Source organism: Rhodococcus sp. B7740 (genome assembly GCF_000954115.1).
Lineage (GTDB): Bacteria > Actinomycetota > Actinomycetes > Mycobacteriales > Mycobacteriaceae > Rhodococcoides.
Genome location: NZ_CP010797.1, coordinates 1,236,175 through 1,257,238, shown reverse-complemented (window position 1 = coordinate 1,257,238; position 21,064 = coordinate 1,236,175). Strand labels below are relative to the sequence as shown.

Genomic DNA, 21,064 nt, shown 5'->3' with positions numbered 1-21,064 from the left:
GTGGTGGCGTGCGGGTGATGGGTGTCGACCCCGGTCTCACCAGGTGTGGGCTCAGTCTGATCGAGGGTGGTGTGGGCCGAACGGTGGTCGCCCTCGATGTCGATGTGGTGCGAACGCCCGCGGACATGGATCTGGCGCAGCGGTTGCTGGCGATTTCCGAGGCCGCGGAGTACTGGCTCGATACCCACAAGCCTTCGGTGGTGGCCATCGAGCGAGTCTTCGCCCAACACAACGTTCGTACGGCCATGGGTACGGCCCAGGCCGGTGGCGTCATCGCCCTCGCGGCGGCCAGACGCGGCATCGACGTCTGCTTTCACACTCCCAGTGAGGTCAAGGCCGCGGTCACGGGCAACGGCTCGGCCGACAAGGCTCAGGTGACCGCGATGGTCATGCGCATTCTCGGTCTGCAGACGGCACCGACTCCCGCCGACGCCGCCGACGCGCTTGCCCTCGGCATCTGTCATTGCTGGCGAGCGCCCATGATCGCCCGCATGGCCAAGGCCGAGGCCATGGCCGCCGAACAGAAACGCAAGTACGACGCTCGTCTGGCCGAGGAGCGCAAAGCTCGCGCCGTCGTGGCACGCAGGATCGAGAAAATGGCCAAGAAGGAGGCGGGTGCCCGATGATCGCGTCGATCAGGGGCTCGGTGTTCGACATCGCGCTCGATCACGCCGTGCTCGAGGCTGCGGGCGTCGGGTACCGCGTCAACGCCACCCCGGCCACGTTGGCCACTTTGCACCGGGGGAGCGAAGCGACCCTCCTGACGACCATGATCGTGCGCGAGGATTCACAGACGCTGTACGGATTCCCCGACAAGGAGTCGCGTGAGCTGTTCGAGTTGCTCCTCACCGTGACCGGCGTCGGCCCGCGGATCGCCATGGCAACTCTTGCCGTACACGAGCCCGACGCACTGCGAACTGCGTTGGCCGACAGTGATATCGGAGCACTGACCAGGGTTCCCGGTATCGGTAAGCGCGGCGCGGAGAGAATGGTCGTCGAGCTGCGCGACAAGGTCGACGCAGTGGTCGGACGCGCAGGAAGCGCGGCCGTGCCGGGATCCGGAGTCGGCAACTCGATGCGAGACCAGATCGTCGAGGCGCTGATCGGTCTCGGATTCCCCGTGAAACAGGCCGAGGAAGCGACCGACGCGGTGCTCGCTCAGCAGCCCGAGGCCACCACGTCGACCGCGTTGAGGTCGGCGCTGGCATACCTCGGAAAGTCCAGGTAGGCCCGGGTGACCGAGGAAGATCGGTTCGCCGAATCCCAGGTCGGTGCGGACCCGATGTCCGACGACCTGGATGTCGAGACGAGTCTGCGTCCTAAGAACCTCACCGATTTCATCGGTCAACCCCGGGTGCGGGAGCAGCTGCAGCTCGTGTTGTCCGGTGCCAAGATGCGCGGCGGAACCCCCGATCACATCCTCATGTCCGGGCCGCCGGGCCTCGGCAAGACCAGTATGGCGATGATCATCGCCGCCGAGTTGGGAACCTCGCTGCGGCTCACGTCGGGTCCGGCGCTCGAGCGGGCAGGCGATCTCGCAGCGATGCTCAGCAACCTGGTCGAAGGCGACGTGCTGTTCATCGACGAGATCCATCGCATCGCTCGCCCGGCCGAGGAGATGCTGTATCTGGCAATGGAGGATTTCCGCGTCGACGTCATCGTCGGCAAGGGGCCGGGAGCGACGTCGATTCCACTCGAGGTCGCACCGTTCACCCTCGTCGGTGCCACCACCAGGTCGGGTGCGCTCACCGGACCGCTGCGCGACCGGTTCGGATTCGTGGCGCACATGGATTTCTACGAGCCGAACGAACTCGAGCGCATCCTCATGCGGTCCGCGGGAATCCTGGGTGTGCCGATCGATCGGGACGGATGCGCGGAGATCGCCGGGCGCTCGCGTGGCACCCCCCGTATCGCGAACCGATTGCTGCGCCGAGTCCGCGACTACGCGGACGTGCGCGGCGACGGCACCGTCACTCAGGACACCGCGAAGGCCGCCCTGGTGGTGTACGACGTCGACAAACTCGGGCTCGATCGACTCGACCGCGCAGTACTGAGCGCGCTCATCCGGAGCTTCGGCGGAGGGCCGGTGGGTGTGTCCACGCTGGCCGTCGCCGTCGGGGAGGAACCGTCGACGGTCGAGGAAGTGTGCGAGCCGTTCCTGGTACGTGCCGGAATGATCGCCCGTACCCCCCGCGGGCGCGTCGCGACCGCTGCTGCGTGGCAACACCTCGGTCTGACGCCGCCACCGGATCTCGCGGTGGGTGGAATTTCGGTCCGATCCTCGGAGGTCCAGCAGGGATTATTCGAATGAATCGGGCACAACAGGACGCGAACGGACCGGACCGGTTCCAGGTAATGGCACACTGGGTAGCTGCGAGGCCCGCACCGGCGACGCTCTCGCACGAGACAATGACGTATTTCGAACCCGACTTCGAGGACTGACCTTCCGATGGATTTGCTGTTCCCGCTGCTGATCGTGGCACTTCTGGTACCGCTGTTTCTCAATGCGCGTCGACAGAAGAAGGTGTTGGCCAAGACAACGGAAATGCAGGACTCGCTGAAGATCGGTGACGAGGTGGTCACCACCGCAGGCCTGTACGCCCGAGTGGTCCTGGTCGAGGACGACACCATCGATCTGGAGATCGCCGACGGCGTGATCACCACCTGGTCGCGTGCAGTGGTACGTGAGGTTCTGCCCGACGACTCCGAGTTCGACGACACCGACCTCGACGCCACCACCGAGTCGGACATCACGGCCCTCGGCTCGAACGACACCGCTGGACCGTCGCTGAGCAAGACGGACGTGAGTCGGCCGGACGAGACCATCGAGCAGACGTCGAAGAGGCTGGAAAAAGAGTGAGCAGGATGTGATCGAAACCGCTGTCGGAGACAGTATCCGGCAGCGGTTTTCTCTGCGGTGACCGATGTGGTGCACAATCGCACCGCTCATCGCCGACACATCGGGCCGCCAGGCCCTGCAGGAACCGACACTTTTCATCGCCCAGAGGAGAAACACACACCGTGGCACCTTCCAGCGGACCGGTGCAACCCGCCCGCTATCTCGCCGTTTTCGCGGTGCTGATGGCAGCGGTGTACGCCATGGTCTTCTTCACCGGAGACAAAGACCCCTCGCCGAAGTTGGGAATCGACCTGCAGGGCGGCACGCGCGTGACACTCACCGCGCGGACACCCGACGGCAACGCGCCGACGCAGGACAGCCTGAAGCAGGCGCAGCAGATCATCGAGACTCGTGTCAACGGTCTCGGTGTCTCGGGCTCCGAGGTGGTCATCGACGGCGACAATCTCGTCATCACGGTGCCCGGCGACGACAGCTCCCAGGCGCGCACTCTCGGGCAGACCGCTCGACTGTTCATTCGACCGGTTCTGAGCTCGGTAGCTCCATCGGCAGGCGAGGGAGCAGGTTCGCAGCAGGCCCCGGTCGACCCGGCCGCGCCGGTCGATCCTGCTGCACCGGCAGACCCTGCTGCTTCGGCCGATCCGGCTGCGCCCGCAGACCCGGCCACTCCGCAGAACCGGGTGTTCCCGGCGCAGGATCCGACCACGGTCGATCCGGCTCCCGCCCCCACCACCGATGCGCCCGCCACCGACGCACCGGCGGCAGACGATCCCGCCACCGACGCGACCCTGTCCGACGCCGAGCGCGCAGCGCAGGAGATCGCCGACGCCAAGACGCTCCGACAGAGCGAGGATCCGCAGATTCAGCAGCTGGCCATGCAGTCCCTCGATTGCAACGCCGCCGACCCGCTCGCAGGCAACGACGATCCGGCGCTTCCCCTGGTGGCGTGCTCGACCGACGGAACAGCGGTCTACCTGCTGGGTCCGACGATCATCGACGGCCAGCAGATAGCCGACGCGACCTCCGGCTTCGACAGTCAGCAGGCCCAGTTCCAGGTCAGCCTGACGTTCGACACGGACGGCTCGAACACCTGGGCTCAGTTCACCGCGGCCAATCTCCAGAAGCAGGCCGCGTTCGTACTGGACTCGAAGGTGATCAGTGCGCCGGTCATTCAGGGGGCCACCCCAGCAGGCAGCGCCACCTCGATCACCGGCAACTTCAACAACCAGACCGCGTCCGAGCTCGCCAACACCCTCAAGTACGGCTCCCTGCCGCTGTCCTTCGTGTCCTCCGAGGCCGAGACGGTGTCGGCAACGCTGGGCTTGGCCTCTCTGGAAGCCGGACTGCTGGCCGGTGCCATCGGACTGGCTCTGGTGCTGGTCTACTGCCTGCTCTACTACCGTGCCCTCGGGCTGCTCACTGCGCTGTCGTTGGCGCTGGCCGGTCTCGTCGTCTACGGAATCATCGTTCTGTTGGGTCGATGGATCAGCTTCACGCTCGACCTCGCCGGCATCGCCGGCCTGATCATCGGTATCGGCATGACCGCTGACTCGTTCGTCGTGTTCTTCGAGCGCATCAAGGACGAGATCCGGGAGGGCCGCAGCTTCCGATCGGCGGTTCCTCGCGGTTGGGCACGCGCACGCAAGACGATCCTGTCGGGCAATGCGGTCAGCTTCATCGCCGCCGCAGTGCTCTACGTGTTGGCCGTCGGTCAGGTCCGCGGCTTCGCGTTCACCCTCGGGCTCACGACGATCCTGGACATCATCGTCGTGGTGCTGGTGACGTGGCCGCTGGTGTACCTGGCGTCGAAATCCACGTTCTGGTCCAAGCCGTCCGTCAACGGTCTCGGTGCCGTCCAGCAGATCGCGCTCGAACGCAAGCGCGCAGCCAACAAGGCACTCGCCGTCAAGACCGGCGCTGCGCCGTCGAAGGAGGCATGACATGTCGGACACGACCACGTCGACCCCATCGCCCCTCGACGACTCGGGTGTCGATCAATCCGCCCAGCCCAAGCACAGCTGGTTGTCCAGGCTGTACACCGGTACCGGTGCCTTCGACATCGTCGGTCGTCGTCGGTTCTACTACATCCTCACCGGCGTCATCGTGCTGGTGTGCCTGCTGAGCTTCGTCGTCCGCGGCTTCACCCTCGGTATCGATTTCGAGGGCGGAACGCGGATCGCGCTGCCCGCGGCCGACAACATCACCACCGAGCAGGTCGAAACCGTGTACGACGACTCGCTCGGCATGCCGCCGGTGTCGGTGCAGACCGTCGGTTCGGGTGCCGCAGCAACGGTGCAGATTCGCTCCGAAGCACTCGACCCCGCCGAAGTGGACACCCTTCGCCAGGCGTTGTTCGAGGCATTCCAGCCGCAGGACAACTCCGGTACCGCGACCCCCAACGCCATCAGTGTGTCCGACGTCAGTGAGACGTGGGGTAGCCAGATCACCCAGAAAGCCCTGATCGCTCTCGTGGTCTTCCTGGTGATCGTCAGCATCTACATAGGTGTCCGATACGAGCGAGACATGGCGTTGGCGGCGCTGGCCGCCCTGGCATTCGACCTCCTGGTGACCGCAGGCGTGTACTCGCTCGTCGGGTTCGAGGTGACGCCTGCAACCGTGATCGGCCTGTTGACGATCCTCGGTTTCTCTCTGTACGACTCGGTGGTGGTGTTCGACAAGGTCGAGGAGAACACTCGCGGCATCCTCAACCTGCATCGCAAGACGTACGCCGAACAGGCCAACCTGGCCGTCAACCAGACCCTGATGCGCTCGATCAACACCACCGTGATCGGTGTCCTCCCGGTGATCGCACTGATGATCATCGCGGTATGGCTGCTCGGAGTGGGCACACTGAAGGACCTGGCTCTGGTACAGCTGGTCGGCATGATCGTCGGTGCCTACTCGTCGATCTTCTTCGCCACTCCGTTGCTGGTGACGCTCAAGGAGAAGTGGGGTCCCGTCGCAGTTCACACGCGCAAGGTCCACTCCAAGCGTGCCGAAGCGGCAGCTCGTGCAGCAGGCCACGCTCCGGAACCGGTGGCCGTCGGTGTGGCCGCCCCGAAGGCGTCGGCTCCGCAGCCGGGCAACCGGCCCACCGGAAAGCGAAGCAAGAAGCGACGGTAGATGTCCATCCTCGACAGGGACGGAGAGTGCACGTGAAACGACGGTGGAGCGCGGCACTGGTGGCAGCGAGTGTCGGTGCGGTGTCCATCACTGCGTGCTCGTCGCCCGAAGACAAGGTGCCCTCGATCGGCTATTCGTTCGACAACGTGGTCGACACCTACAACGCGAGAACCGTCGACGGCGCGGCGTCGGGAGCCCGGCAGGCGTTCACTCGGGTGCAGGTGGGCTTCAGCTATCTCGGGCCCGAGGGAGACGCGTTGTCGGACAACGACATCGGAACCGTGTCCGTGGTTCCCGGCGACACCCTGACCGTGCAGTACTCCATCGCCCCCGCGGCGACGTACTCGGACGGTGCGCCGATGGCCTGTGACGATCTGGTGTTGGCGTGGGCGGCGAACAGTGGAAAGTTCGCCACCGACCGCCCCCTGTTCGACGCGGCGTCGACGGCCGGGTACTCCGACATCGAGCGCATCGATTGCGTACCGGGGGCCAAGGAAGCGACGGTCGTCTTCGCGTCCGGCCGCAGCTACCAGAACTGGCGTGCCCTGTTCGGAGCCACTGACCTGCTACCGGCACATGTCGCGGCTCGCGCAGCGGGCGTGCCGAACGTCGTCGATCCCATCCTGGCCGAGGACGACGACGTGGTGACCCGCATCGCCGACTTCTGGAACACCGGCTGGACCCTGACACCGGGCTCGATCGACCTCGCGCTACTGCCCTCGGCCGGCCCCTACCGCATCGAGTCCTACACCGCCGAGGACGGTCTCGTGCTCGTGGCGAACGAGGCCTGGTGGGGAAACCCACCCCAGACCCAGCAGGTGGTCGTCTGGCCCAAGGGCACCGACCTGGCCGCGAAGTCCGCGGACGGATCGTTGGACGTGATCGACCACGGTGCCGGTGCCGTCGACCTCGGGACCACCGAGGGATTCACGACGACCGAGGAACCGTCGCGGGGCGTCGAGCAGTTGACGTTCGCCACTCAGGGGGTGCTGGCCGATGCGAGTGCTCGTCGAGCAGTGGCCGCGTGCATCCCGCGGTCGGACCTGTTCGACACTCTGGGTCACCCCGGTTTCGAGGCGGAGGCGGCAGGCCTGGGCTCGGGCGTCGTCGACTCTCGTCTCGTCCAGCCCGACACGCTCGAGTATCCGTCGGTCGCAACGGTGGTGGGCGATCGATACCAGCGCTCGGATCTGGACCAGGCGAGCCGAGAACTCGAGGCTGCGGGCGAGAATGCTCTGACCGTTCGTGTGGGCTACCGGGGACCGGACGCGCGCCGCGCCCAGGTGGTGAGTCGCATGGCTGCCGATTGCGCGGCTGCGGGCATCACCGTCGAGGACGCGAGCTCACCGGACTTCACACCGTCCGCACTGCGCGCCGGGGCTGTTGACGCCGTGCTCGGTAGCAGCGGATCTCTTCCCGGACCGTCGGGTTCTGCCGCCGCGGTCACCGCACGGTATTCGTTGCGGACGGGAATCGGCCTGAACGTCGGCGGATACAGCAACGGCAGGATCGATTCCATCATCGATCAGTTGGCGGTGACCGACGATCCCGAGCGAGTGCTGGCTCTGGCCACCGAGGGTGAGAACATCCTGTGGAACGACATGCCGTCGCTTCCCCTGTACAACGAGCCACGGACCACCGTCGTCAGCGACGGCATGCAGGACGTGGTGCCCAACCCGACGGCCGCAGGTGCCGGTTGGAACATGGATCGGTGGGTGCTTCTTCGATGAACGACGTGGACGAGCGAGCGGGTGCTGCCGCCGCGGTGACCAGGCTGACGCGGTGGGTCGACGACTTCCCCGTCGCGGGCGTTCGCTTCGGCGATCTGACGCCGGTGTTCGCGGACGGACCGGCGTTACGCAGTGTCGTGTCGGAGCTGGCGCAGGGTTTCGAGGACGTCGACCTGGTGGCGGGTATCGATGCACGGGGGTTCCTGCTCGGTGCCGGAGTTGCCCTCGAACTCGGGTGCGGTGTGCTGGCGGTACGCAAGGCGGGCAAGCTGCCGCCTCCGGTGCATTCACGGTCGTACGAACTCGAGTACGGAACCGCCGCACTGCAGATCCCGACTGCGATCGATGTGGCCGGAAAACGAGTGCTCGTGGTCGACGACGTGCTGGCGACCGGCGGTACCGTCGATGCAACGGCTCGGTTGTTGACCGAGCAGGGAGCGGTGATCGTCGGTGCCGCTGTCGTTCTCGAGATCGCCGTTCTGGGCGGGCGCGACAAGTGCAGTGGCTACCCGCTCGGCTGCCTGGTTCGAGTATGAGGACTAAAGTCTCTGTCACAATGCGTTGACGTTTCGACGACAGCGCGGAATGTGTGGCAGGAGGTGATGAGAGTGACCCGATACATCGATCAACCCTTGCCCGACGGGCCTGCCGTCCCCGAGCGGCCCGTAGTTGCCGATCGGACCGGAGTTACCGATCGGACCGGAGTCGACGTCGTCACGACCGACGAGTCCGCGTCCGGTGGTGTCCGCCCGTCCGTCGACGCTCCGGTTCCCCACGGCCCGGTTCCCCACGATCCGGCGGCGACCGATTCGCAGGCTCCGTCCGGAACCCGTAATTCGGCACCCGTTCCCACCTCCGCGTCGAGGCGGGTCCGCGCACGCCTGGCGCGCCGCATCACCGCTGGGCGCAGCGCGGCGGTCAAACCGGTGCTCGAGCCACTCGTCAGCCTGCACCGTGAGCTCTATCCCAAGGCAGACCTGACGCTGCTGCAGCGGGCCTACGACGTTGCCGACGAGCTGCACGCCTCGCAGATGCGTAAGTCCGGCGATCCCTACATCACGCATCCGCTCGCCGTGGCCAACATTCTGGCCGAGCTGGGGATGGACACGACAACGCTGGTTGCAGCTCTGCTGCACGACACGGTCGAGGACACCGGATACTCGCTCGCCAAGCTGACCGAGGAGTTCGGCGACGAGGTGTCCCATCTCGTGGACGGGGTGACCAAGCTCGACAAGGTCGTGCTCGGAACCGCAGCCGAGGGCGAAACGATCCGCAAGATGATCATCGCGATGGCGCGAGATCCGCGGGTGTTGGTCATCAAGGTCGCCGACCGGTTGCACAACATGCGCACCATGCGGTTCCTGCCCCCTGAGAAGCAGGCGCGCAAGGCCAAGGAGACGTTGGAAGTCATTGCGCCGCTTGCCCATCGGCTCGGAATGGCCACGGTCAAGTGGGAGCTCGAAGACCTGGCGTTCGCGATTCTTCATCCCAAGAAGTACGACGAGATCGTGCGGCTCGTCGCCGATCGGGCACCGTCCCGCGACACCTACCTCGAGAAGGTTCGGGCCGAGATCAACGCGACGCTCGCCGCGTCGAGAATCAGCGCGGTCGTCGAGGGCCGCCCGAAGCACTACTGGTCGATCTACCAGAAGATGATCGTCAAGGGTCGCGACTTCGACGACATCCACGACCTCGTGGGCGTCCGAATTCTGTGCGACGAGATCCGTGACTGTTACGCCGCTGTCGGCGTGGTGCATTCGCTGTGGCAGCCGATGGCGGGCCGTTTCAAGGACTACATCGCGCAGCCGCGTTACGGCGTCTACCAGTCGCTGCACACCACGGTGATCGGACCGGAGGGCAAGCCCCTCGAGGTGCAGATTCGCACGCGCGACATGCACCGCACAGCCGAGTTCGGCATCGCGGCACACTGGCGGTACAAGGAGACCAAGGGCAAGCACTCGCAGGACAACGCCGAGGTCGACGACATGGCGTGGATGCGCCAGTTGCTCGACTGGCAGCGAGAAGCCGCCGATCCGGGGGAGTTCCTCGAGTCGCTGCGCTACGACCTCGCGGTCAAGGAGATCTTCGTCTTCACCCCCAAGGGCGACGTCGTCACCCTGCCTGCCGGATCGTGCCCGGTCGACTTCGCGTACGCCGTGCACACCGAAGTGGGACATCGCTGCATCGGCGCGCGGGTCAACGGTCGACTCGTCGCACTGGAACGAACACTCGACAACGGTGAAGTGGTCGAGGTGTTCACCTCGAAAGCTGCCACCGCAGGCCCGAGTCGGGACTGGCAGGGATTCGTCGCCTCACCGCGAGCCAAGACCAAGATTCGCCAGTGGTTCGCCAAGGAGCGTCGCGAGGAAGCCCTGGAGGCAGGCAAGGACGGCATCGCCAAGGAGGTCCGTCGAGGCGGACTTCCCCTGCAGCGCTTGATGAATGCCGAGTCCATGTCGGCGATCGCGCACGAGCTACGGTACGTCGACGTCTCCGCTCTCTACACCGCGGTCGGCGAGAATCACGTATCCGCTCGCCACGTGGTGCAGCGGTTGGTCGCCCATCTCGGTGGAGTCGGCGACGTCGAGGAAGAGCTCGCCGAGCGGTCGACACCGTCGACCATTCCCACTCGACCCCGTCAAGTCGGCGACGCGGGCGTGCTGGTCACCGGTGCCGAGGGCGTCGTCGCGAAACTCGCGAAGTGCTGTACGCCGGTGCCGGGAGACGAGATCCTCGGATTCGTCACCCGTGGTGGATCGGTGAGTGTCCACCGCACCGACTGCACCAACGCACGATCGCTGGAAGAGCAGTCCGAGCGGTTCATCGAGGTTCAGTGGGCACCGTCGGCGTCCTCGGTGTTCCTGGTCGCTATCCAGATCGAGGCACTGGACCGTCACCGACTGCTCTCCGACGTCACCAAGGCGCTCGCCGACGAGCGAGTCAACATTCTCTCGGCATCGGTTGCCACGTCTGGGGACCGGGTGGCGATCAGCAAGTTCACGTTCGAGATGGGTGACCCGAAGCACCTCGGGCACGTGCTGAACGTCGTGCGCAACGTCGAGGGCGTGTACGACGTGTACCGGCTGACGTCGGCCGCCTGAGCGGTCCGGAGAACGACGAGAGGGTGAGCAGAGAATCTCTGCTCACCCTCTCGTCGTTCGATCGGAGCTACACCGTTGCCGATTCCACGATCACCGGAGTCGCCGGTGCGCCGTCTTCCGAGCCACCGGTCACCCCGCCCGCTGCGATGGCGTCCAGGGTTTGCAGACCGGCGTCCGAGATGGTGCCGAACACCGTGTATTGCGGCGGCAGCACCGAATCGGCGTACACCAGGAAGAACTGGCTGCCGTTGGTGTCGGGGCCGGCATTGGCCATCGCCAGCGTTCCGCGGGGGTAGACCACCGGGTTCTCGGCCTGCGCCGGATCGTCCGTGTACGCGGTGGTGGGGTACTCGTTGGCGAAGGTGTATCCCGGTCCGCCTCGACCGGAACCGGACGGGTCACCGCACTGCAGTACCTCGAGGCCCGGTGACGTCGTCAGTCGGTGACAGGGTGAGCCGTCGAAGTACCCCTGTTCGACGAGGCTCACGACACTGTTGACCGTGCACGGTGCTGGTGTCCGGTCCAGTGTGATGCCGATCGGACCTGCAGTGGTGGACAACGTCACATCGACGGTTCCGTACACGTCGACGTTGTCGGTAGCCGGAGCGGTGACCTGCTTGACGGCCGGAGACTGCTCCGGATACGAGCAGGAGACCGTGTCGGTCGTCGGCTGCGGCACGGGCGGCAGAGCCCCGAAACGGGACAGATCGAGTGCAGGCCGCGGCGCGGGTGCCTCGGTTGTCGTGGTGGTCGTCGACGACGGCGTGGTGGCCGGCGCTGCTGCCGGTTCGGCCGAACCGGAACACCCTGCGAGAACCAGCGCGGTGGCCGAGATCGCGATCGTCAGAGCCGAGGTGCGGTTCACAGGTCGCTCAACATGGACGTGATGTCGACCGGTTCGGCGGGGGCTCCGTCGGACGCGCCGCCTTCGACTCCCTTGGCCGCGATGGCGTCGAGGGTGGCGAGTCCGGTCTCGTCGATGGTGCCGAACGCGGTGTAGGCGGGCGGCAGTTCGGAATCGCCGTAGACGAGGAAGAACTGGCTGCCGTTGGTTCCCGGGCCCGCATTGGCCATGGCCAACGTTCCACGTGGGTAGGAGATCGGGGTCTGCGCGGCAGGGTCGCCTTCGGCGAACGTATCGGTGGGGAATTCGTCGGCGAACTGGTAGCCCGGCCCGCCGGAGCCGGTGCCGGTGGGATCGCCGCACTGGAGAACCTGCAGACCCGCGCCCGTGGTGAGTCGATGGCAGGTGGTGCCGTCGAAGTAACCTTGATTGGCGAGCGAGACGAAACTGTTGACCGTGCACGGAGACTCGGGGTTGTTCAGCGTCAGACCGATGTTTCCCGCAGTCGTGGTCATGCTGTAGCTCAGCGGCTCGTCGCTGGTCGGCACGTTGTCGGTGCGCGGGGGAGTGTTCGGCTTGGCCGCAGGCCCCGCCGCGGCGGGGTAGGAGCAGTTCACCGTCTCGGGCAACGGCTCGGTGCGTCCGGCTGCGATGATCGAATCGGCGGGTGCCGACGTCGAGGATTCCTGGGCGGTACTGGCATCGTCGTCACCGCGGGTCACCACGAACACGACCGAGACGACGGCCACCACCGCAACGACGCCGAGAATGGAACTGGCGATCGTCAATTGCTTACGACGCCGGGCTCGTTCGGCACGGCGTACGAGTTGGCGTTCGAGCTTTCGTTTGGCAGCCTCGCGCCGTTGCTCGTTGCTGGGCAATTCGTGTTCCTCCCGCTTGTCGAAAAACGACCTCGCCCGCTCGCTGCACGGACCGATCGTGTGGTAATCGGCCGAGAATCGGCCAACGCGAGTTTGCCATCACTGCCTGAGAGCATGCTGGGGGGACCCGACGGGATCGGCCCCACTAAGCTTGTTCGGTACTTCGGCCTCAGCCATTTAGGAGCGTTTGTCTTGCTCGTCACCGGATTCCCCGCAGGCATGTTTCAGACGAACTGTTACATCCTGGCCCAGGACGACGCGTCCGAGTGCGTCGTCGTCGATCCCGGTCAGGACGCCGCGGATCCGCTGATCGACTTCCTGACGCAGTCCTCGCTCACCCCCACCGCAGTGCTGCTCACGCACGGTCATCTGGACCACACGTGGTCGGTGGAGCCGATCTGCGCAAAGTACGGCATCCCGGCGTACATCGCACCCGAGGACCGCTACATGCTGGCCGATCCGATCAAGGGAACCGGCCCGACGTTGGCGGCGGTACTGGGCGACCTCGAGTTCCACGAACCGGCCGAGGTGATCGAGCTCACGGACGGTCGACGGCTCGAACTCGCCGGAATCGAATTCACGGTGGTACACACCCCCGGGCACACTCAGGGATCGGTGGTGTTCCTCGCTCACGCCGACGGGCCCGACGGCTCGGTTCCGTTGGCTCTGACCGGGGACACCCTCTTCGCGGGGTCGATCGGGCGCACCGATCTGCCCGGTGGCGATCACGATCAACTGCTTCGCTCCATCGCGACTCGGCTGCTCCCTCTGAGCGACGACACGGTGGTGCTCCCGGGACACGGCGGACAGAGCTCGATGGGCCAGGAGCGCGCATCCAACCCGTTCCTCGTTGGACTCATCGACCCCGGGCAAGGAAAGCTGTGAGCGTGAGCAAGCCGACCGCCTTTTCCGCGCCCAAGGGCATTCCCGATTACTTCCCGCCCAACTCGGCCGAGTTCGTCGCCGTACGCGAAGGGTTGCTCGACGCAGCCCGCACCGCCGGCTACGGCCACATCGAACTGCCGATCTTCGAGGACACCGGCCTGTTCGCCCGTGGGGTCGGGGAGTCGACCGATGTGGTGAGCAAGGAGATGTACACCTTCTCCGATCGCGGAGACCGATCGGTGACGCTGCGCCCCGAGGGCACCGCCGGAGTCATGCGCGCGGTGATCGAGCACGGACTGGATCGGGGAGCGCTACCGGTCAAGTTGGCCTACGCCGGGCCGTTCTTCCGCTACGAACGCCCGCAGGCCGGCCGCTACCGGCAGCTGCAGCAGGTGGGGGTCGAAGCGATCGGCGTCGACGACCCTGCACTGGATGCCGAGGTCATCGCCGTGGCCGACGCCGGTTTCCGGGCCCTGGGTCTGACCGGCTTCCGGCTCGAGATCACCTCGCTCGGCGACGACACCTGTCGCCCGCAGTACCGAGAGCTGTTGCAGCAGTTCCTGTTCGCCCTTCCGCTCGACGAGGACACTCGCCGACGTGCCGAGATCAACCCGCTGCGTGTGCTCGACGACAAGCGGCCCGAGGTGCGCGCGATGACCGCGGACGCACCGCTGATGCTCGATCACCTCTCGGATTCGGCGAAGGAACACTTCGACGAAGTGCTGGCCTACCTGGACGTGATGAACGTCCCGTACCTCGTGAACCCGCGAATGGTGCGTGGCCTCGACTACTACACCAAGACGACGTTCGAATTCGTGCACGACGGACTCGGCGCGCAATCGGGCATCGGCGGCGGCGGCCGCTACGACGGTTTGATGGAACAGCTCGGCGGGCAGGCGCTCTCCGGAATCGGGTTCGGCCTCGGCGTCGACCGCACGGTGCTGGCCCTGGCCGCCGAGGGCAAGACTGCGGGCGCGACGGCACGATGCCAGGTATTCGGTGTTCCGATGGGTGCCGGTGCGAAGCTGGCGATCGTCGACATCGCGGCTCAGCTACGCGAACGAGGAATAGCGGTGGACATGGCTTACGGGAATCGCGGAATCAAGGGTGCCATGAAGGCCGCCGACCGATCCGGAGCACGTTTCGCGTTGGTGCTCGGGGATCAGGAACTCGCTGCCGAAGCGGTTCTGGTGAAGGACCTTTCGAACGGTGAGCAGGACACCGTTCCGATGGCCGACGTGGTCGACGCCCTCGGAGCGCGTCTTGCCCGGTGAGTCCCCGCCCGGTGACTCCCGGTCCAACGCGGGGCCGGTAGCACTGGACCTGGTCTCGGTGGAGTTCCTGAAACCGCGCCTGCGCAAGATCATGGTCGGGTCGGCGGCGATCGGGATCGTTGTCGCCGTCGTGCTGGCGCTGTTCGCGCCGGTGTGGGTCGCAGTTCTCGTCGGAGTGATCGTCGGCGGTCCCGCGGTACTGTCCGGCTGGCTCGGTCTGCGCCGCCGGATATGGCTCGACGGTCCGCAACTGTGTGCACGAGGGTTGCGCACGCGCCGACTGAAGATGCCGGAGGTGGTGACCGCCGAACTGACCATTCGGACGGCCGGAATCGATCAGATCTCGCTACGGCTCTACGACGGGCGTACACACGTCGTGGTTCCGCTTGCGCTCTACACCAGGGACGGGGGCCGGGAACTGCCGATTCTGTCGTTGCGCACCCTCGCCGACTCGCTGTGGACCACCGAGTTGGTGCCGGCTGCGGCGATCGCATCGGTGCTGGTCGATCAGCTGCGCGCCGAGGCACGCGACGCCGGGCTCGACCAACGGCCGCTCTACCGCGCCGTCGAACTCGTCCGTAGCAAGGGACGAACTCCGCAGGCGACTCTGACCGACCGGGAGGTCGCCCAACTGCTCGACTGAGCCGGGATCAGGTGACCAGGAATGCGTCGAGCACGACGGCTTCGGCCGACCGAGATCCGGACGTGACGACGAGCGCACGGTTGAGATAGGTGAACTTCGGGACCGCGGTCGACACGCGCAGGGTGCCGCGGAAGTAGTACGTGGCGGGGTCCACCTCACGCTCGGGATCGTTCAGAGCGTCGATGACCTCGGCCGGCCCGAACTGAACTCCGCGGTAGTCGAGCGAGAGATAACCGCCGGTTGCCAACTCCAGGACGAGGTCGGTGCTGAACTCGGTGCATCCGTCGGGCCGCGTCACGCTGACGACGGTCGATCCGGCGGCGAGGGTGCCCTCGATGTCGGGGCCTGGAGCTGCGCCGCCGAGCACGGTGGTGACCACCCGCTCACCGGCCGGCACCGAGCCGATGTCGATTCCCGGTCCGAGGGTGAGGCCGAGACGCAGAATCGGCTCGAGGGTCGGTGTGTTCGGGGCGGTCACTTGTGGTGCACTCCTAGGATCGGTTGGGGGCCTACGGTATCGCCTTCCGGTGACCACGCCCGAGCGGGGATCCGCGGGGGAGAGCCGCCCTTGACACGACATAGAACAAATGTTCGACTGTGTGCATGCGATGGGCCGGCCAGACTCTCGATGCCGCGGACGACGGGGCGCTACCGGGGCTCGAGCGATCGGGACTGGTCCGCAGCGTCCAGACGCCCGAGTTCGAGGGCATCACCTTCCACGAAGTGTTGTGCAAGAGCGCTCTGAACGAAGTGCCGAGCGAATCTCAGGTGCCCTTCTCGTGGACCGTCAATCCGATGCGCGGGTGCTCGCACGCATGTCGATACTGCTTCGCCCGCCCGACGCACGAATATCTGGATCTGGACTCCGGCAACGACTTCGACTCGCAGATCGTCGTGAAGACGAACGTTGCTGCGGTACTGCGCAAGGAACTCGCGCGCCGGTCGTGGAAACGGGAGCCGGTGGCGCTCGGTACCAACACCGACCCCTATCAGCGCGCGGAAGGGCGATATCGGTTGATGCCGGGGATCATTCGAGCATTGGCCGAATCCGGGACGCCGTTCTCCATTCTCACCAAGGGCACACTGCTGCGGCGTGATCTGCCCCTGTTGACGCTGGCTGCGCAGCAGGTGGAGGTGCAGGTGAGCATCAGCCTGGCCATTCACGATGCCGACCTGCAGAAGCAGCTCGAGCCCGGAACCCCCAGTCCACGAGCGCGATTGGATCTCGTTCGTGCGGTCCGCGACGCGGGCCTGGACTGCGGCGTTCTGGTGGCACCGGTGATTCCCTTTCTCACCGACGGGGCCAAGCAGTTGGACGGCCTCATCGGCGCCCTGGCAGAGGCAGGTGCGACAACCGTGACGGCGCTGCCGATGCATCTGCGTTCGAGCACCAAGGACTGGTACATGAGCTGGCTGGTGAGGGAACACCCCGCGTTGGTGCGTCGGTACCGTCAGCTCTACGGACACGGGGCCTATGTGACTCCTGAGTACAAGCAGTGGCTCAAAGCGAGAATCGATCCGCTGCTCGACACCTACGGGTTCGCCGCCGAGCAGACCCGCTCGCTGCCCGCCAACGAGCCTGCCGAACCCCGAGCACCGGTGACCTCGGGGCCGGCTCTCACCCTGTTCTGAGCTGGATGATCAGGGGTTGTCCAGGTCGCGTGCCGAGAACGTGTCGCAGGCCGCCACCTGTCCGGTTTCGTAGCCCGCGGTGAACCATGCCTGACGCTGCGCAGAAGAACCGTGCGTCCAACCCTCGGGGTTGACGCGGCCGGTGGATGCCTGCTGGATGCGGTCGTCGCCCACCGACGACGCCGCCGAGAGTGCGTCGTCGATGTCGGTAGCGGTCAGCGGCTCGAGGAAGGGGACTCCAGTTTTCGGGTCGACCGTCTCGGCTGCGTAGTGCGCCCAGATTCCCGCGTAGCAGTCGGCCTGCAACTCCACCTTGACGCCACCGGACTCGGGTCCTTGGGGATCGGCCTGCGCGCGTCCGATATCGCCCAGCTGATTCTGGATGTGGTGGCCGATCTCGTGCGCCACCACGTATTCCTGTGCGAGTGGTCCGCCGCTGGAGCCGAACTGGTCGACGAGTACTTGGAAGAAGCTCGTGTCGAAGTAGGCGGTGGAATCGGCCGGGCAGTAGAACGGCCCGACGGCGCTGGTGGCGTTGCCGCAGCCGGTGCCGGTCGAACCGGAGAACAATCTCACGGCCGGCTGGACGTAGGCGACGCCGGTCTGCGATTGCAGCTGCGATTCCCATACGGTATCGAGGCTCGCCACCGTGAAATCCACCCGGCAGTCGACGTTGCTGTTCGCCTCTGTGACGTCACAGTCGAGCGTTCCGGACGACCCGGAGTCGTTCTGGCCGGCGGAACTGTCGCCGCCGCTGATCTGGTTCAGGATCGCGCCGGGATCGCCGCCGAACAGCAGGGCAAGGACGATGACGACCAGTCCACCCGCGCCGCCGCCGATCGCCAACTTGCCGCGTCCGCCACCCCCTCCGCTGCCACCGACGGAGACTCGGCCTGGTGTCGTTTGCGAGCCTTCTCTGAACGTCATGCTGGAGTTCCCCTCCGCCGAGCGCGCATCTGTGATGCGAACCGATACCGCCACTGTCGGCCTTAGCTTCGCATGCCGCGTTGCGATCTCGTTTCCTTCTACGGCGATGTGCTCCGTAGGATCGAGGATCGAACAACACGATCAGCGGATTTTTCTCGAAAGGACACCCGTGCTGCGCACCCACCTCGCCGGCTCATTACGCCCCGAGCACGTCGACCGAACCGTGACGCTGACGGGATGGGTGGCCCGCCGACGCGATCACGGCGGCGTCATCTTCATCGATCTGCGCGACGCGTCCGGTGTGTCCCAGGTCGTCTTCCGTGAGGGCACCGCACTCGAGCAGGCCCACCGCCTGCGCGCCGAATACGTGGTGAAGGTGACCGGCAAGGTCGAGGGTCGTCCGGAGGGCAACGCGAACTACGAGATCCCCACCGGTGCGATCGAGGTCGAGGCATCCGAGATCGAGGTCCTGTCCGAGGCCGCGCCGCTGCCGTTCCAGCTCGACGACCAGCCGGGCGAGGAAGCGCGGCTCAAGTACCGCTACCTCGATCTGCGTCGCGAGGGACCGGGCCACGCCATTCGCCTGCGCTCGCACGTCAACGCAGCAGCCCGCTCGGTACTCGCGCACCACGAGTTCGTCGAGGTCGAGACGCCGACGCTCACGCGATCCACTCCCGAGGGCGCCCGCGACTTCCTGGTGCCGGCGAGGTTGCAGCCGGGCAGCTTCTACGCTCTGCCGCAGAGCCCGCAGCTGTTCAAGCAGTTGCTGATGGTCGGCGGTATCGAGCGCTACTACCAGATCGCCCGGTGCTACCGAGACGAGGATTTCCGCGCCGACCGTCAACCGGAGTTCACTCAGCTCGACGTCGAGATGAGCTTCGTCACCCAGGACGACGTCATCCTCCTGGCGGAGGAGATCCTGGCGTCGCTGTGGAAGCTCGTCGGCCACCACTTCACGGCTCCGATTCCACGAATCACCTACGCCGAGGCGATGCGTCGATACGGTTCGGACAAGCCCGATCTCCGCTTCGACATCGAACTGGTCGAATGCACGGACTTCTTCTCCGACACCACGTTCCGAGTGTTCCAGGCCCCGTACGTCGGTGCCGTCGTCATGCCCGGTGGTGCATCGCAGCCCCGCAAGCAGTTGGACCGGTGGCAGGAATTCGCCAAGCAGCGTGGCCACAAAGGCCTCGCCTACGTGCTCGTCGGCGAGGACGGCACCTTGGGTGGCCCGGTTGCCAAGAATCTCACCGACGCCGAGCGTGACGGCCTCGCCGCGCACGTCGGCGCGAACAACGGCGATGCGATCTTCTTCTCCGCGGGCCCGATCAAGGCATCACGTGGATTGCTCGGTGCCGTGCGCGGCGAGATCGCTCGCAAGCTCGACCTGATCGACCCGAAGGCATGGGCATTCGTGTGGATCGTCGACGCTCCGCTGTTCGAGCCCACGTCCGACGCCACCGCCAGTGGTGACGTGGCCGTCGGATCCGGTGCGTGGACTGCCGTGCACCACGCCTTCACGTCGCCGAAGCCGGAGTCGATGGATACGTTCGACACCGATCCCGGATCCGCCCTGGCCTACGCCTACGACATCGTCTGCAACGGCAACGAGATCGGCGGCGGCAGTATTCGTATCCACCGCAAGGACATTCAGGAACGGGTGTTCGCGATCATGGGTATCGGCAAGGAAGAAGCCCAGGAGAAGTTCGGCTTTCTCCTCGACGCCTTCTCCTACGGCGCACCGCCGCACGGCGGCATCGCGTTCGGCTGGGACCGCATCACTGCGCTGCTCGCCGGCGTCGACTCCATCCGCGAGGTCATCGCGTTCCCCAAGTCCGGTGGCGGCATCGACCCGTTGACCGACGCGCCCGCCCCGATCACCCCGCAGCAGCGCAAGGAATCGGGCGTCGACTTCAAGCCGGAGAAGAAGGAAGAACCCGCCGAGGCCTGAGAGGTTTCGAAAACGACTGTCCCCGTAGCGCTGTGCGCTACGGGGACAGTCGTCTGTTGTCGAGCAGGTCAGCGTGCGGGGGACAGCGGCCCACCGGTCAGTACGCGGTAGGCGTAGTTGGTTGCGATCACCGAGATCGGGATGGTGAACAGCAGACCGAGACCGCACAGCAGCGCACCGACGATGTTGATCGCGGCCAGCAGCAGCAGGAGCAACACCACGGGACCGAAGTTCTTCACGGTCAGGTCGACACTCGATCTGATGGATTCGATCGCCGTCTGGTTGCGATCGATCAGGAACGTCAGTGCGAAATTGGCGAGGAAGCCGATCACGATCAGAACGACCGTTCCGAGGAACGGGATGAAACTGACCACCACACTCACGATCGTCCAGATCAGCGCGAGAACGGCGATCTGGCCGACGTTGGTGAGCTGGAAGAACCTACCGAACGACGGCTTCTGCGGGGCACCGGTCTCGTCCAGCGCACCTCGAACGTAAGCGGCGTTGACGAAATACGACACGAACGTGAGGATCGCCGTCAGGACGACGGCCACCCCGGATGTCGTGGCCGTGAATGTCGTGTCGCCGCTGTCGGCTGCCACCATCGCTGCGGTGAACGTCGACGCGAAGACCACAGCGAGACCGATAGCCGTCACGGCCCACACGATGGCGGTGATTCCGAGCCATGGGCCGACGTTGGCCTTGAATTTGTCGAACCCGTAACTCAGCGCTGCCCCGACGTCGAGCCGTCCGGGATTCGGACCCAGTGGCGTCTGCCCGTAGCCCTGGTTTCCGTAGGTGCCGGGCGGCGGCGGGTACGCACCGGGGGGCGGTGGATAGCCGCCGGGTGCACCACCCTGCGGTGGGTAGTTGCCGGGAGGCGGGTAGCCGCCCTGCGGTGGGTAGTTCCCCTGCGGTGGGTAGTTGCCGGGAGGCGGGTAGCCGCCCTGCGGTGGGTAGCTGCCCTGCGGTGGGTAGTTCCCCTGCGGCGGGTAGCCACCCTGCGGTGGGTAGCTTTCGGCCGGGGGTGGGTACTGACCGCCGGGAGTCGGCGGGGTGTTTTCCGTGCTCGGCGGGGGAGTGTTGGGCGTGTCGGTGCGGTCGGGATCGGATCCCTCGCCGGGCCGGGGTTCGCCGGTCGGATTGTCGCTCAACGTCGTTCTCCTGGTCTGTGGTCGGGAGGAATGGGGTGATTCGGGGCGTCGAGGCCGTG

General features: G+C 66.0%; 19 protein-coding genes. 14 read left to right on the top strand and 5 right to left on the bottom strand.

The genetic code is table 11. The annotated features are described in order from the left end of the window. Positions 1–8 precede the first annotated feature (8 nt). The 9 genes from ruvC to NY08_RS05630 all read left to right on the top strand — a co-directional run bounded on the left by ruvC (position 9) and on the right by NY08_RS05630 (position 10,811). The gene (gene ruvC / locus NY08_RS05670) at positions 9–626 is read left to right on the top strand and encodes a crossover junction endodeoxyribonuclease RuvC (protein ID WP_032397961.1); all 618 of its coding nucleotides are present in this window, start codon (positions 9–11) and stop codon (positions 624–626) included. After that, positions 623–1,228 carry a Holliday junction branch migration protein RuvA gene (gene ruvA / locus NY08_RS05665; RefSeq protein ID WP_045195348.1) on the top strand — a complete coding sequence of 202 codons (606 nt, stop codon included), beginning with the start codon at positions 623–625 and terminating at the stop codon, positions 1,226–1,228. Before ruvC ends, ruvA begins: the two co-directional genes overlap by 4 nt. Before the next feature lie 54 nt (positions 1,229–1,282). Next, positions 1,283–2,311, top strand: coding sequence for a Holliday junction branch migration DNA helicase RuvB (gene ruvB / locus NY08_RS05660; RefSeq protein WP_045199784.1), 1,029 nt, complete (start codon positions 1,283–1,285; stop codon positions 2,309–2,311). 138 nt (positions 2,312–2,449) lie between these two features. After that, positions 2,450–2,860 carry a preprotein translocase subunit YajC gene (gene yajC, locus NY08_RS05655; protein ID WP_045195346.1) on the top strand — a complete coding sequence of 137 codons (411 nt, stop codon included), beginning with the start codon at positions 2,450–2,452 and terminating at the stop codon, positions 2,858–2,860. A gap of 161 nt (positions 2,861–3,021) precedes the next feature. Next, positions 3,022–4,797, top strand: a complete 1,776-nt coding sequence (gene secD, locus NY08_RS05650) for a protein translocase subunit SecD (protein ID WP_179275665.1) — start codon at positions 3,022–3,024, stop codon at positions 4,795–4,797. A gap of 1 nt (position 4,798) precedes the next feature. Continuing rightward, positions 4,799–5,980, top strand: a complete 1,182-nt coding sequence (gene secF, locus NY08_RS05645; RefSeq protein ID WP_045195344.1) for a protein translocase subunit SecF — start codon at positions 4,799–4,801, stop codon at positions 5,978–5,980. Between the two features lie 26 nt (positions 5,981–6,006). After that, positions 6,007–7,710, top strand: a complete 1,704-nt coding sequence (locus tag NY08_RS05640; RefSeq protein WP_045195342.1) for an ABC transporter substrate-binding protein — start codon at positions 6,007–6,009, stop codon at positions 7,708–7,710. Between the two features lie 5 nt (positions 7,711–7,715). After that, entirely contained in the window at positions 7,716–8,246 is a 531-nt protein-coding gene (locus NY08_RS05635; RefSeq protein ID WP_373453533.1) for an adenine phosphoribosyltransferase, read from the top strand. A 72-nt stretch (positions 8,247–8,318) separates the two neighbouring features. Next, positions 8,319–10,811 (top strand): RelA/SpoT family protein, encoded by a 2,493-nt coding sequence (locus tag NY08_RS05630; RefSeq protein ID WP_200893171.1) that lies wholly within the window; start codon positions 8,319–8,321, stop codon positions 10,809–10,811. A 67-nt stretch (positions 10,812–10,878) separates the two neighbouring features. Here NY08_RS05630 and NY08_RS05625 read toward each other — a convergent pair whose 3' ends face one another. Together NY08_RS05625 and NY08_RS05620 are read right to left on the bottom strand one after the other, a co-directional pair. After that, positions 10,879–11,676 carry a peptidylprolyl isomerase gene (locus NY08_RS05625; RefSeq protein ID WP_045195339.1) on the bottom strand — a complete coding sequence of 266 codons (798 nt, stop codon included), beginning with the start codon at positions 11,674–11,676 and terminating at the stop codon, positions 10,879–10,881. Beyond that, entirely contained in the window at positions 11,673–12,536 is an 864-nt protein-coding gene (locus NY08_RS05620; protein ID WP_045195337.1) for a peptidylprolyl isomerase, read from the bottom strand. Before NY08_RS05620 ends, NY08_RS05625 begins: the two co-directional genes overlap by 4 nt. A 192-nt stretch (positions 12,537–12,728) precedes the next feature. Here NY08_RS05620 and NY08_RS05615 point away from each other — a divergent pair, with 192 nt between their 5' ends. The 3 genes from NY08_RS05615 to NY08_RS05605 are packed head-to-tail and all read left to right on the top strand — an operon-like array spanning position 12,729 to position 15,338. After that, positions 12,729–13,421 carry an MBL fold metallo-hydrolase gene (locus NY08_RS05615; protein ID WP_045195335.1) on the top strand — a complete coding sequence of 231 codons (693 nt, stop codon included), beginning with the start codon at positions 12,729–12,731 and terminating at the stop codon, positions 13,419–13,421. Positions 13,422–13,423: 2 nt separating this feature from the next. Next, positions 13,424–14,695 (top strand): histidine--tRNA ligase, encoded by a 1,272-nt coding sequence (hisS, locus tag NY08_RS05610; RefSeq protein WP_032397971.1) that lies wholly within the window; start codon positions 13,424–13,426, stop codon positions 14,693–14,695. Continuing rightward, entirely contained in the window at positions 14,685–15,338 is a 654-nt protein-coding gene (locus tag NY08_RS05605; protein ID WP_045195334.1) for a hypothetical protein, read from the top strand. Before hisS ends, NY08_RS05605 begins: the two co-directional genes overlap by 11 nt. Before the next feature lie 7 nt (positions 15,339–15,345). Here NY08_RS05605 and NY08_RS05600 read toward each other — a convergent pair whose 3' ends face one another. After that, complete coding sequence (locus NY08_RS05600) at positions 15,346–15,816, bottom strand: DUF3237 domain-containing protein (RefSeq protein ID WP_032397972.1); 471 nt, start codon at positions 15,814–15,816, stop codon at positions 15,346–15,348. A gap of 125 nt (positions 15,817–15,941) precedes the next feature. Here NY08_RS05600 and NY08_RS05595 point away from each other — a divergent pair, with 125 nt between their 5' ends. Then, positions 15,942–16,970, top strand: coding sequence for an Rv2578c family radical SAM protein (locus NY08_RS05595; RefSeq protein ID WP_045195332.1), 1,029 nt, complete (start codon positions 15,942–15,944; stop codon positions 16,968–16,970). 9 nt (positions 16,971–16,979) lie between these two features. On the opposite strand, the gene ypfJ is transcribed toward NY08_RS05595, so the two are convergent. After that, entirely contained in the window at positions 16,980–17,897 is a 918-nt protein-coding gene (gene ypfJ, locus NY08_RS05590) for a KPN_02809 family neutral zinc metallopeptidase (protein ID WP_045199780.1), read from the bottom strand. Between the two features lie 169 nt (positions 17,898–18,066). Between ypfJ and aspS the strand changes: the two genes are divergently transcribed. Continuing rightward, positions 18,067–19,851: an aspartate--tRNA ligase gene (gene aspS / locus NY08_RS05585; protein ID WP_045195330.1), complete on the top strand. Its 1,785-nt coding sequence runs from the start codon at positions 18,067–18,069 to the stop codon at positions 19,849–19,851. Positions 19,852–19,919: 68 nt separating this feature from the next. Here aspS and NY08_RS26020 read toward each other — a convergent pair whose 3' ends face one another. Continuing rightward, a complete protein-coding gene (locus tag NY08_RS26020; RefSeq protein ID WP_045195328.1) occupies positions 19,920–21,005 on the bottom strand; it encodes a hypothetical protein in 1,086 nt (361 codons plus the stop codon). Positions 21,006–21,064: the final 59 nt, after the last annotated feature.

Excerpts from the sequence above, each read along its gene's own strand:
- ruvA (WP_045195348.1), top strand. The coding sequence starts at position 623 with ATGATCGCGTCGATCAGGGGCTCGGTGTTCGACATCGCGCTCGATCAC.
- ruvB (WP_045199784.1), top strand. The coding sequence starts at position 1,283 with ATGTCCGACGACCTGGATGTCGAGACGAGTCTGCGTCCTAAGAACCTC.
- yajC (WP_045195346.1), top strand. The coding sequence starts at position 2,450 with ATGGATTTGCTGTTCCCGCTGCTGATCGTGGCACTTCTGGTACCGCTG.
- secF (WP_045195344.1), top strand. The coding sequence starts at position 4,799 with ATGTCGGACACGACCACGTCGACCCCATCGCCCCTCGACGACTCGGGT.
- NY08_RS05595 (WP_045195332.1), top strand. The coding sequence starts at position 15,942 with ATGCGATGGGCCGGCCAGACTCTCGATGCCGCGGACGACGGGGCGCTA.
- ypfJ (WP_045199780.1), bottom strand. The coding sequence starts at position 17,897 with ATGACGTTCAGAGAAGGCTCGCAAACGACACCAGGCCGAGTCTCCGTC.